12 protein-coding genes, 7 tRNA genes and 1 rRNA gene are annotated in these 10,628 nt (G+C 28.9%); 12 read left to right on the top strand and 8 right to left on the bottom strand.

The window, feature by feature from the left end; translation table 11 throughout:
• Nucleotides 1-12 precede the first annotated feature (12 nt).
• From FMAG_RS08020 to FMAG_RS07985, 8 genes are all read left to right on the top strand, one after another.
• Nucleotides 13-89, top strand: a tRNA-Arg gene (locus FMAG_RS08020).
• 9 nt (nt 90-98) lie between these two features.
• A tRNA-Ile gene (locus FMAG_RS08015) sits at nt 99-175 on the top strand.
• Between the two features lie 2 nt (nt 176-177).
• A tRNA-Glu gene (locus FMAG_RS08010) sits at nt 178-252 on the top strand.
• A 26-nt stretch (nt 253-278) separates the two neighbouring features.
• Nucleotides 279-362 (top strand) — tRNA-Ser (locus FMAG_RS08005).
• 8 nt (nt 363-370) lie between these two features.
• A tRNA-Phe gene (locus FMAG_RS08000) sits at nt 371-446 on the top strand.
• Nucleotides 447-454: 8 nt separating this feature from the next.
• Nucleotides 455-530, top strand: a tRNA-Val gene (locus FMAG_RS07995).
• 4 nt (nt 531-534) lie between these two features.
• Nucleotides 535-611, top strand: a tRNA-Asp gene (locus tag FMAG_RS07990).
• A gap of 117 nt (nt 612-728) precedes the next feature.
• Entirely contained in the window at nt 729-1,097 is a 369-nt protein-coding gene (locus FMAG_RS07985) for a YccF domain-containing protein (RefSeq protein WP_005885753.1), read from the top strand.
• 105 nt (nt 1,098-1,202) lie between these two features.
• Here FMAG_RS07985 and FMAG_RS07980 read toward each other — a convergent pair whose 3' ends face one another.
• The 5 genes from FMAG_RS07980 to FMAG_RS07960 form a co-directional block, all read right to left on the bottom strand.
• Nucleotides 1,203-2,027 (bottom strand): Mrp/NBP35 family ATP-binding protein, encoded by an 825-nt coding sequence (locus FMAG_RS07980; RefSeq protein WP_005885751.1) that lies wholly within the window; start codon nt 2,025-2,027, stop codon nt 1,203-1,205.
• 86 nt (nt 2,028-2,113) lie between these two features.
• Nucleotides 2,114-2,890: an ABC transporter ATP-binding protein gene (locus tag FMAG_RS07975; RefSeq protein ID WP_005885749.1), complete on the bottom strand. Its 777-nt coding sequence runs from the start codon at nt 2,888-2,890 to the stop codon at nt 2,114-2,116.
• Nucleotides 2,856-3,746, bottom strand: coding sequence for an ABC transporter permease (locus FMAG_RS07970; protein ID WP_005885747.1), 891 nt, complete (start codon nt 3,744-3,746; stop codon nt 2,856-2,858). The genes FMAG_RS07975 and FMAG_RS07970 overlap by 35 nt, the downstream gene beginning before the upstream one ends.
• 12 nt (nt 3,747-3,758) lie before the next feature.
• The gene (locus tag FMAG_RS07965; protein WP_005885746.1) at nt 3,759-4,727 is read right to left on the bottom strand and encodes an ABC transporter substrate-binding protein; all 969 of its coding nucleotides are present in this window, start codon (nt 4,725-4,727) and stop codon (nt 3,759-3,761) included.
• Between the two features lie 228 nt (nt 4,728-4,955).
• Nucleotides 4,956-5,372, bottom strand: a complete 417-nt coding sequence (locus FMAG_RS07960; protein WP_005885743.1) for a HutP family protein — start codon at nt 5,370-5,372, stop codon at nt 4,956-4,958.
• A gap of 225 nt (nt 5,373-5,597) precedes the next feature.
• Here FMAG_RS07960 and FMAG_RS07955 point away from each other — a divergent pair, with 225 nt between their 5' ends.
• Nucleotides 5,598-6,956, top strand: a complete 1,359-nt coding sequence (locus FMAG_RS07955) for an MATE family efflux transporter (protein ID WP_005885741.1) — start codon at nt 5,598-5,600, stop codon at nt 6,954-6,956.
• Nucleotides 6,957-7,039: 83 nt separating this feature from the next.
• Here the strand turns inward: FMAG_RS07955 and FMAG_RS07950 are convergent, their stop codons facing one another.
• Together FMAG_RS07950 and FMAG_RS07945 are read right to left on the bottom strand one after the other, a co-directional pair.
• Nucleotides 7,040-7,915, bottom strand: coding sequence for an ROK family protein (locus tag FMAG_RS07950; RefSeq protein ID WP_005885739.1), 876 nt, complete (start codon nt 7,913-7,915; stop codon nt 7,040-7,042).
• A gap of 68 nt (nt 7,916-7,983) precedes the next feature.
• A complete protein-coding gene (locus FMAG_RS07945) occupies nt 7,984-8,487 on the bottom strand; it encodes a hypothetical protein (RefSeq protein WP_005885737.1) in 504 nt (167 codons plus the stop codon).
• Between the two features lie 113 nt (nt 8,488-8,600).
• On the opposite strand from FMAG_RS07945, the gene FMAG_RS07940 reads away from it, so the two are divergent.
• On the top strand, nt 8,601-9,092 hold the full coding sequence (locus FMAG_RS07940) for a deoxycytidylate deaminase (RefSeq protein ID WP_005885735.1): 492 nt from the start codon (nt 8,601-8,603) through the stop codon (nt 9,090-9,092).
• 48 nt (nt 9,093-9,140) lie between these two features.
• On the opposite strand, the gene FMAG_RS07935 is transcribed toward FMAG_RS07940, so the two are convergent.
• Nucleotides 9,141-9,491 (bottom strand): hypothetical protein, encoded by a 351-nt coding sequence (locus tag FMAG_RS07935; RefSeq protein WP_005885733.1) that lies wholly within the window; start codon nt 9,489-9,491, stop codon nt 9,141-9,143.
• Nucleotides 9,492-9,566: 75 nt separating this feature from the next.
• Here FMAG_RS07935 and FMAG_RS07930 point away from each other — a divergent pair, with 75 nt between their 5' ends.
• Both FMAG_RS07930 and FMAG_RS07925 read left to right on the top strand, forming a co-directional pair.
• Entirely contained in the window at nt 9,567-10,235 is a 669-nt protein-coding gene (locus FMAG_RS07930; RefSeq protein ID WP_005885731.1) for a Crp/Fnr family transcriptional regulator, read from the top strand.
• A 231-nt stretch (nt 10,236-10,466) separates the two neighbouring features.
• Nucleotides 10,467-10,628, top strand: a 16S ribosomal RNA gene (locus FMAG_RS07925); the annotation flags it as partial.

The raw sequence follows: 10,628 nt of genomic DNA, 5'->3' as shown, positions 1-10,628 counted from the left end.
CGCACCATTTATGTGTCTGTAGCTCAGCTGGATAGAGCAACGCCCTTCTAAGGCGTGGGTCAGGAGTTCGAATCTCTTCAGACACGCCATAAAAAATTGGATCCATAGCTCAGTTGGTCAGAGCACTCGGCTCATAACCGAGTGGTCGCTGGTTCGACTCCAGCTGGATCCACCACTGCCCCGTTCGTTCAGTGGTAAGGACATCAGATTTTCACTCTGGAAACAGGGGTTCGATTCCCCTACGGGGTACCATTATTTAAATAAGTGTTTCTAAGGCTGGAAGGCTATCCTAATTGGTAAGGAACCGGTCTTGAAAACCGGCGCCGTAAGGCTTCAGAGTTCGAATCTCTGGTCTTCCGCCATAAAATATGCCCAGATAGCTCAGTCGGTAGAGCAGGGGACTGAAAATCCCCGTGTCGGTGGTTCGATTCCGCCTTTGGGCACCACTTGAAAAGGTCTCATAGCTCAGTTGGGAGAGCACCTGCCTTACAAGCAGGGGGTCACAGGTTCAAGTCCTGTTGAGACCACCATAATGGGGGTGTAGCTCAGTTGGTTAGAGCGCATGCCTGTCACGCATGAGGTCGCGAGTTCGACCCTCGTCACTCCCGCCATTTAGTTTATTAAGACATACTTATGTATGTCTTTTTTTACATATAAAAGTAATATAATATTTTACATAGGATGTTATAATATTTAAAGACAATTTTATATTTAAAAAGGAGAATAAAATGAATACATTATTAAATATTATTTGGCTTTTTTTGGGTGGATTAGTTTTAGCATTAGAATGGGTAATAGCAGGAATACTTTGTATTATATTTATAATTACAATACCTTTTGCAAGAGGATGTTTTGAGATGGCAACTTCTTGTCTTACACCGTTTGGAAAAAAGGTACAGTTAAAGAGCAATTTTGGAGAACCAGCAAGACCAATTAGTGCTTTTTTATGGATAATATTTGCTGGGATATGGTTAGCAATATCCCATATATTGATAGGAATAACTCAATGTTGTACAATTATAGGGATACCTTTTGGAATACAAAATTTTAAGCTAGTTCAGGTGGCTTTTAATCCTTATAAATATACTTTAAGATAGTAAGTTTTATTAATTATAATAAAAAAGAAAGTTTTTAGAGTAGTAAAAATATACTATAAAAAAACTTTCTTTTTTTATTTTAGTTTATAAATATTTTAATAAAAATTATAATTTAGAAATTTCAGTTAAAATTTTATCAGTTATAGGAGTAAACATTGCTGATGAATCAGCAGATTCTTCTCCTCTAGTCATTCTAGCAAAACCTTTAGTCATAGGTAATTCTCCAAGAAGAGGTAATCCCATCTCTTTTAAGAAATCATGAGCTCCAGACTCTTCGTGGAAACTGATTTTAGTTTCACAACCAGGGCATATAATATAACTCATATTTTCAACTACTCCTAATACAGGAACATCTAATTTCTTAGTCATATTTACAGCTTTAGCAACTATCATAGAAACCATATCTTGAGGTACAGATACCATTACAATTCCATTTATAGGTGTAGATTGCATAACAGTAAGAGCTACATCTCCTGTTCCTGGAGGCATATCTATAAGAAGATAATCGAGGTCTTCCCATAATACTTCTTCCCAGAATTGTTTTACTGCACTACTAATAAGCGAACCTCTCCATACTACTGGTTGGCTTTCATCTTGAAGTAATAAGTTTAAAGAGATAATTTTTATTCCTTCTTTTGAAGTTACAGGGACAATATTTGTTCCATCTCCCATAGCCATTTGTCCAGTTACTCCCATAAGTCTAGGAATACTAGGTCCAGTGATATCGGCATCTAATATACCAACTTTATATCCTCTTTTTGCTAAATCTTTTGCAAGTAAAGTAGTAACAGTTGATTTTCCAACTCCTCCCTTACCACTCATAATTCCAATTACATTTTTTATATGATTTAATGGATTGTTAACAATTCCACAACTTTCTTTGTCCTTAGAACATGTACCATTTGAAGGACAAGTACTACAATTTGCCATTTAAATTTCCTCCTACTTAATATTTTAATTCCTTAGATAAATCATACACTTATAAAATATTTTTGTCAAATTTAAATTAACAATATTTAGATGGCAATTGATATAGGAGAATTATTCATTTTTTGAGTATAGATTTTACTTAATTCTTCCTCCGTTATATTTTTACTTGGAATATCTAAAATAATTTTTCCTTTATCTAGCATAACAATTCTATCAGCATATTTTATAGCATCTCTTAGGTTATGAGATACCATCAAAGCAGTAATTCTTTGTTTATTTATTAATTGTTTAGTTTTTTCCATAATAACTTTAGAAGTTTTAGGGTCTAGGGCAGAAGTATGCTCATCTAAAAGTAAAAGTTTAGGTTTTTTCAATGTTGCCATAATAAGAGAGAGAGCTTGTCTTTGTCCTCCAGAAAGAAATTTGACCTGAGTATCTAGTTTATTTTCTAGTCCTAAATCAACTTCTTTTAATAAAGTTATAAAGTCAGATATCTTATTTTTTTGTATCAATCTTTTAAGAGAGAATTTCTCACATTTTTTGCTAGCTAAAGAGATATTCTCTAAAATTGTAAGTGAAGGAGAAACTCCTTTAGAAGGGTCTTGATGTATTTTACTAATTCCAAAAGCTCTTTTTTCTTCTTTTAGATTGCTGATATCTATTCCATCTAAAAGAATAGAGCCACCATCATTTTCTAGTGAACCACTTATCAGATTAAAAAGAGTAGATTTTCCACATCCATTTGAACCTAAGACAGCTACAAATTCACTATCCTTAACTGTAAAATTAAAATTTTCAAATATAGTTGTTTCATTCTCTGTCCCAATATTAAAACTCTTGGATAAATTTTTTATTTGTAGCATCTTTTTTTCCTCCTTTTTTTATAAATTCTAAAATAGAGAGATTATTATAACCAATAAATAGAATTACAATAATAGCACTGATAGCCTTTAAATCTGTAGGAGCAAGTCCTATTTCTAATGCTAATCCACCTATAATTTTATAAGAAATAGCTCCTAAAATAGCTCTAGTTGTTCCATTTAGTTTTTTTGAATTTTTTAAAAAAGTATCTCCTATTATAATAGAAGCAAGAGCTGAAACAATTATAGAAGCTCCCATATTTATATCAGCAAATCCTTGTAATTGTCCCATAAGAGCCCCACTTACAGCAACAATTCCATTTGATAACATAAGTCCTAATAATTTGTAAGTATTACAGTTAACACCTAGGGATTTAACAAGAGTTTCATTATCTCCAGTAGCAATTAATAGATATCCTCTTTCTGTTTTTAGAAACATATCCATTAGAAATTTAATTAAAAGAACGATTACTATCAAAATCAAAATTATATTTCCATAATCAAAAATAGAAGAGTAATTATATAGAGGAATATTAGCTTTTCCATTTACTCTTAAGTTGACAGAGTAAAGAATAGTCATAGTAAGTATTCCTGCTAATATTGGAGCTATTTTCATTTTTATATGTAATGCATAAGTTAAAATACCAGCTAATGAACCAAAGATAAAAGATAGCAAAGTACTACTTATTGGGTCTAGTCCTAGTAACATAAATTTAGAAAATATAAATGCCCCAAATGGAAATGTTCCTTCTACTGATAAATCAGGAAAATCGAGTATTTTATATGTTATGAATACACCTATTGCAAGAACTGCAAATACAAGTCCTTGTTCTAGTGATATAGATAGTAATGCTCCCATTTTTTCTCCTTTCTATTCTATAAATGTAGCTCCAGAAAAAGCTTCTGAATTTTCTGAAAATTTTAATTTATTTAATGTATTTTTATTTACAACTTTTTTAGTATTTTTAGAAATCTCAACTGGAATATCTTGAACAGCAACTTTATCTACTAAAATTTTTTTAGCCATAGCCCCTGTTTGTCTTCCAAGTTCATAGTAACTAAGACCATCTGTCATTAATACTCCACCTTGGACATGAGCTTCTTCAGCTCCAATAGTTATTTTTTTGTTTTTTATAGCAGCTTTTGAGATTAAGTTTATAGCTGAAGCAACTATATTATCTGTAATAGTATAAAAACCATCAACTTTTCTTATAACAGAATTAACTGCCTGAGGAATATCATTAATATTATTGACACCTACTGGGATAATTTCGATATCTAATTTTTTACTAACTTTTTTAGCAGTATTTATTTGAACTTCTGAATTTGCTTCACTTGTATTGTAAATAATAGCAACTTTCTTTACTTTTGGATTAAGTTCTTTAAAAAGTGCTAATTGTTTTTCAATAGGGGCAGCATCTGAAGTTCCTGTTATATTACCTCCAACCTTTTCATTAGAATTTACAAGTTGAGCACTTACTGGGTCTGTAACAGCACTAAATAGAATTGGAATATCATCAGTAGCTTGTTTAGCTGCTTGAGCTGATGGAGTGGCTATTGCAAAAATAAGGTCTTTTTTATCTGCAACAAATTTTTGAGCTATCATTCCAGTAGTTCCAGTATCCCCTTGAGAATTTTTATAATCAATATTAACTTTAACTCCAAGCTCTTTTAATTCATCTTCAAATCCTTTTCTTACAGCATCAAGTGCTGGGTGTTCTGCAAATTGTGAAATACCAATTTCAAAAGTTTTTTCATTGGCATAACTTAAAAGACTAAGTATTAAAAATACTATTACTCCAAAGAATTTTTTTGTTTCCTGTCCTACTATTTGTTTCATAATTCCTCCTTTTGAGGAAATAAAAAAACCTTTTTACAAGAATTGTAAAAAGGTAATTAACAAAATATACGAAAAAGTATAGGAAGAAATTCCTACAACTATTTTTTTATTTTATTTTCCTACTATCCTACAATCCTACAAAATTTTTTTATTCCTACTACTATACTACTATTCTACATTTATTTTATTTGATTATATATAAAATTTTTTTAAATGTCAATATAAAATTTATTCATTAGGAACAGCTCTGTGCCCAAGTCCAATAACTACTTCATCAAGTCTAAACATACCAATAGTTAAAAATATACATACAGATAAGTGTTCTTGGCATCTAGCTATACCTATTTTTCCTCCTACATTAAAACCAACAGATTTATCTAAAATTTGATCAATAGCTTCTCTAGTAGCTCCTGTTACAGCTCCTTCATATACATGTGATTCAGAAATCAGTCCATTTCTTTTTGCAGCTACTAATGTTCTCTCTAATATTTTAGGAATAGATTCTACTACATTTCCACCAATATCTACAGCAGCTGTTTTTATTCCTTTTTTTGAATATTTATCTTTTAACTCCTGTTCTTCCTCTCTACTACTCATAGCCATTTCAACAGACACTTTAGCTATATCTTTACTTTTATATTGCATAAAAACTCCTCACTTTCAAAATTTTATAATTATATTATATCAAAAAATATAAAAAACTGTAAAAAAAATTTAAAAAAAGAAGTCTAAAAAGTTGTATAAAATTATTGAATATTTTATAGGAGTATGATATTATAAAAGATATAAAATTTAATAAAAACGCTTTTTATTGTTTTCAGTTTATATATTAAAACAGTAAAAAGTGTTTTTTTATTTTAGGAGGTAAATATGTCAAAACAAGAGAATAAAATGGGAACCCATAAAATGCTGCCGCTATTATTATCAATGTCTATACCACCAACTATATCTATGCTTATAAACTCTCTATATAACATAGTTGATTCTATTTTTGTTGCGAAATTAGGAACAGAAGCATTAACTGCAGTATCCTTAGCTTTTCCTATTCAGAATTTAATTCTTGCTATTGCTGTGGGTTCAGGTGTTGGAGTTAATTCGTATATTGCTAGAAAGCTTGGAGAAAAAGATTTAGAAACGGCGAATAAAACAGCAGCAAGTGGATTGACTTTATCAGTAATACATTATTTAATTTTGGTTTTATTGGGAGTTATATTTATCAAACCATTTTTTCTCTTATTTACAAAAGAAAGTAATATTTTAAAAATGGGAATAGACTATACATATATAGTGACGTTTTTAAGTATAGGAACAATAGCTCAAATTGCTATCGAAAAAATACTGCAAGCAACAGGAAATACATTAGCCCCAATGTTTTTACAAATAATTGGAGCTGTTACCAATATAATATTAGATCCTATTTTAATATATGGATATTTTGGTATTCCAGCTATGGGAGTAAAGGGAGCTGCAATTGCTACTATAATAGGTCAAATGACAGCACTACTATGTTCTATTTATGTTTTATTTTTTATGAAACAAGAGATAAAAATAGAGAGAAAAGATTTTGTATGGAATAATAAAATTATAAGAGAGATATATAGTGTAGGAATACCTTCTTTTTTCATAATGTCGATAGGATCTTTCTTAGTAATGGGAATAAACTTTATACTTTCAGGAATATCTACTTTGGCAGTATCATTATTTGGAATATATTTTAAACTTCAAACTTTTATATATATGCCTACTAGTGGAGTAACACAAGGAGCTATGCCAATTATGGGATATAGTTATGGAGCTAAAAATTCAAAGAGATTGTCAGATGTTTTAAACTATTCAATAATAATTTGTGTAGCTATTAACTTTTTAGGAAGTGTGTTATTTTGGTTATTTCCACAAGAAATATTACATTTTTTTAATGCTACTGATGAGATGATGTCAATAGGAGTAAGAACAATTAGAATAATTTCAACAAGTTACTCTTTTGGAAGTATTTGTTTTATCTTTTCATGTTTCTTACAAGCTATAGGGAAAGGGATTCCTTCTCTTACAATAACTATGTTAAGGCAACTAATTTTATTGTTACCAATGGCTTATATTTTAGGAAGGATTTATGGACTTACTGGAGTTTGGTTAGCTTTTCCTACTGTGGAAGTTATAACTTGTATGATTTCAATTTATATGTATAGAAATTTTGTGAGAAAAGATCCTGTGATGGCAATGAATAGATAGATTATTTATTTAAATATTATAAAAACTCAAGAATGTTTTCTTTATTTAAAAAGAATCCCTCTTGAGTTTTTTATTAATTTTTATTATTTAAAATTTTTAATACATAGAGCAGCAGCTCCAAAGAAACCAGAGTTTTCTCCTAAATCTGGAAGCACTATATAGTCATCAATTTCTCTAAAAATTTGATTTGTTTGTATATAACCGTTAAGTAATTTAATAACAGCTTTTTTCACTATTGGTAGTAGTTGTTTATATTTCATAACCTCTCCGCCAAGTATAATTTTTTCAGGTGAAAGAATTAAAATATAGTTTACAAGTGCATGAGCAATATAAAAAGCTTCTAAATCCCATGCAGGATGTTCAATTGGAAGAGAAGACAAAGATTTTCCCCAACGTTTTTCAATAGCAGGAACAGATGCCATACCTTCTAAACAGTTTCCACCATGAAAAGGACAAGTACCAGCAAATTTATCTCTTGGGTGTCTACTTACAAACATATGACCCATTTCAGGGTGAAGCATTCCATGAACAATTTTTCCTTCAACAATAGCTCCTCCACCAATTCCGTTTCCAATAGTTAAAAAAATAGTATTTTTTAACCCTTTTCCAGCTCCCCACATAGCTTCTCCTAAGACTCCAACGTTCATATTAGTATCTAAAAATATTGGAATATTAAAAGCTGACTTTAAATTACCTAAAATATTATAATTTTTCCAATCAGTTTTAGGAGAAGAAGTAATATATCCATATGTATCAGAATTAGGATTTAAGTCTAAAGGGCCAAAGCAGCCTACACCTAAAGCTGAAATATCCTTGTTTCTAAAAAAATCAATAACTAAAGGAATAGTTTTTTCTGGAGTTTCAGTTAAAAAACTAGTCTTTTCAAGAGTATTTCCCTGCTCATCTGTTATTCCACAAATAAATTTTTTACCACCAGCATCAATAGCACCAAATTTCATAAAAATCTTCCTCCTTAAATGACTGTTATATATTTATTTTACTACAAAATTTAAGGATTTCCTTGTTTTTAAAAAATATATTCATTTTGAGAAGGAATATAATCAAGATAAAGATTTGAATCCGTCATTTTTCCTAACTCATTAATTGTATCAATCCCTGTAAAATAAATAAGAGTTTGAGTATCAGGAACAAATTTTAAAGTATTTCCTTTTAGTGTTAAATTATCAATCTCTTTATATATAGGTAATTTTAAAACAGGAACTCCTATAGTAGTAGTAAGTTGGTTATAGATTTGTTGTAATTCTCTTTTACCAATGCTTTCTTTATCAAAGACTACTCTTATTTTATTTAAAGCATTGTTTTGTAAATAAAATTCATATTTTTTTATATTTTCTTTAGGATTTTTAACTGAGAATATATTCACATTTTCATTAATTGAGGGTTCCTTTTTTAAATTAGAAAAAAGAATACTTAAATTTTCTTTACTATCTCCCCAATTTATTCCATTAAAATCTCTAATTGAAAAGCTAAAAGTATAAATAGTTAAGAAAAGTAAAATGATTTTTTTCATATAACAACCTCCTAAGTATATTTTATCAAATTTTTATATTTTAGATAAATAAAATTTTGAAAAAGTTTAAAAATATTGATATTATATAAATAAAAAATAGGAATGGTGGTAAGATGAAAAGAAAAGATTATATAGAATGGGACGAATATTTTATGGGGGTAGCACTTCTTTCAGGAAAAAGAAGTAAAGACCCAAATACTCAAGTGGGAGCTTGTATTGTTAATGAAGAAAAGAAAATAGTAGGAGTTGGATATAATGGACTTCCAATAGGATGTAGTGATGATGAGTATCCGTGGGAAAGAGAGGGAGAATTTTTAGAAACAAAATATCCTTTTGTATGTCACGCAGAGTTAAATGCAATATTAAATAGTACTAAAAGTTTAAAGAATTGCACTATATATGTTGCACTATTTCCATGTCATGAGTGTAGTAAAGCTATAATTCAGAGTGGTATAAGAGAATTGGTATATTTATCAGATAAATATGATGGGACAGAATCAAATATAGCTTCTAAAAAAATGTTAACTTCAGCAGGGGTAAAATTTAGACAGCTAAAATCTAAAATAGGAAAATTAGAGCTTTCTTTTGATGAGAGAGATTGGTAAAATTAAAAATAAGGCTGTTACAATATGTTGTAATAGCCTTATAATATCTTATTTTCTTTTAAAAAAATCTTTAAAAGATTTTTTAGGAGAAACATCTTTCATTTTTTGCTGTTCTTTTCTATATTGAGACCAATTGGGATCGCTTTTCATATGCTTTTTAAGTTGGCTCATATATTGATATGTAGCTTTAGCATCAGAATATTTTTTCTTGATATTAAATTTTATATCAGAAAAAGTTTGTTTAATTCCATCAAATATATCTTTTGTATTATAAAAAATTCGTTTTGGGAAATTATATTTATAAATTTCTCCACAATGAGGACATTTATATTTTGCTGATTTATCAGAAATTTTCATTTTTTTCTTACAAGCAGGACAAATAATAATAAATTTTTTCATTTTAAACTCCTAAAACTAATGATATAATAATTAAAAAATATTATATCATAAATATTTAATAAGGAGAATATAAAAGTGCAAGAAAGAAGAGCAATAAAAAATACTGATTTATTTATTTGGTTGGAAGAAAATGAATTTGATAAAATTATAGAAAAATGTAACTATAAAATTTTAAATTACCAAAAAGATGAATATGTAGCTTTTAGAGGAGATGAAATAAAAGGTATTTATATTAATCTTCAAGGAACTTTAGTAGCTGAAATGTTGAAAGATGATGGAAATGTAAAAAAAATAGAAGAGTTGGAGAGAGGAAAAATCATAGCTTCTGCATTTATTTTTGGAGATGTAAATAAATTTCCTGTAGATTTAGTAGCTAAATCACAGGTAAAAATTTTATTTATAGAAAAAAATGAAGTAATAGAACTATTAAAAATGAATAGCGAAATTTTAAAAGTATTTTTAGATGAAATAAGTAATAAAGCTCAATTTTTATCGAAAAATTTATGGGAAAGTCTAAGTAATAAAACAATAAATCAAAAATTAGTTGAATATATACTAAAAAATGAAAAAGATGGAGTATTTATTTTTGATAGGTCAATAAAAGATTTGGCAGAATATTTTAATGTAAGTCGTCCTTCATTATCAAGAGTAATAAAGAAGTTTATTGAAGATAAAGTAATAGAAAAGCTTGAAAAAGGGAAATATAAGATACTTTCAAAAGAAAAATTGATAATAATACAATAAAAATTCAAAAATAATTATAGTTTTTATAAAAATTAAAATTTTTATAAATTTTTTAAAAAAAGTATTGACGAAAAATATTATTTGTGGTAATATATACCTTGTCCGCGAGAAAGCGTGACAAACAACTAATAATAAAAGGACATTAGCAACAGAATAGAGAAAGACAATTAATGCAAACACAACAATAAATTGGTGTAAAACAATCAGTAAATTTTACTGAGTTATATAGATTGAACGAAGAGTTTGATCCTGGCTCAGGATGAACGCTGACAGAATGCTTAACACATGCAAGTCTACTTGATCCTTCGGGTGATGGTGGCGGACGGGTGAGTAACGCGTAAAGAACTTGCCCTGCAGTCTGGGACAACATTTGGAAACGAATGCTAATACCGG

Origin of the sequence: Fusobacterium mortiferum ATCC 9817 (assembly GCF_000158195.2) — a bacterium.
In the GTDB taxonomy this organism is placed as follows: Bacteria; Fusobacteriota; Fusobacteriia; order Fusobacteriales; family Fusobacteriaceae; genus Fusobacterium_A; species Fusobacterium_A mortiferum.
Note: the sequence above shows the minus strand (reverse complement) of the source record. Positions and strands in the feature narration are given on the sequence as shown.

What these genes read in the sequence shown, in the direction of transcription:
- FMAG_RS07985 (WP_005885753.1), top strand. Translation starts at nt 729, where the DNA reads ATGAATACATTATTAAATATTATTTGGCTTTTTTTGGGTGGATTAGTT.
- FMAG_RS07980 (WP_005885751.1), bottom strand. Translation starts at nt 2,027, where the DNA reads ATGGCAAATTGTAGTACTTGTCCTTCAAATGGTACATGTTCTAAGGAC.
- FMAG_RS07975 (WP_005885749.1), bottom strand. Translation starts at nt 2,890, where the DNA reads ATGCTACAAATAAAAAATTTATCCAAGAGTTTTAATATTGGGACAGAG.
- FMAG_RS07970 (WP_005885747.1), bottom strand. Translation starts at nt 3,746, where the DNA reads ATGGGAGCATTACTATCTATATCACTAGAACAAGGACTTGTATTTGCA.
- FMAG_RS07965 (WP_005885746.1), bottom strand. Translation starts at nt 4,727, where the DNA reads ATGAAACAAATAGTAGGACAGGAAACAAAAAAATTCTTTGGAGTAATA.
- FMAG_RS07960 (WP_005885743.1), bottom strand. Translation starts at nt 5,372, where the DNA reads ATGCAATATAAAAGTAAAGATATAGCTAAAGTGTCTGTTGAAATGGCT.
- FMAG_RS07955 (WP_005885741.1), top strand. Translation starts at nt 5,598, where the DNA reads ATGTCAAAACAAGAGAATAAAATGGGAACCCATAAAATGCTGCCGCTA.
- FMAG_RS07950 (WP_005885739.1), bottom strand. Translation starts at nt 7,915, where the DNA reads ATGAAATTTGGTGCTATTGATGCTGGTGGTAAAAAATTTATTTGTGGA.
- FMAG_RS07945 (WP_005885737.1), bottom strand. Translation starts at nt 8,487, where the DNA reads ATGAAAAAAATCATTTTACTTTTCTTAACTATTTATACTTTTAGCTTT.
- FMAG_RS07940 (WP_005885735.1), top strand. Translation starts at nt 8,601, where the DNA reads ATGAAAAGAAAAGATTATATAGAATGGGACGAATATTTTATGGGGGTA.
- FMAG_RS07935 (WP_005885733.1), bottom strand. Translation starts at nt 9,491, where the DNA reads ATGAAAAAATTTATTATTATTTGTCCTGCTTGTAAGAAAAAAATGAAA.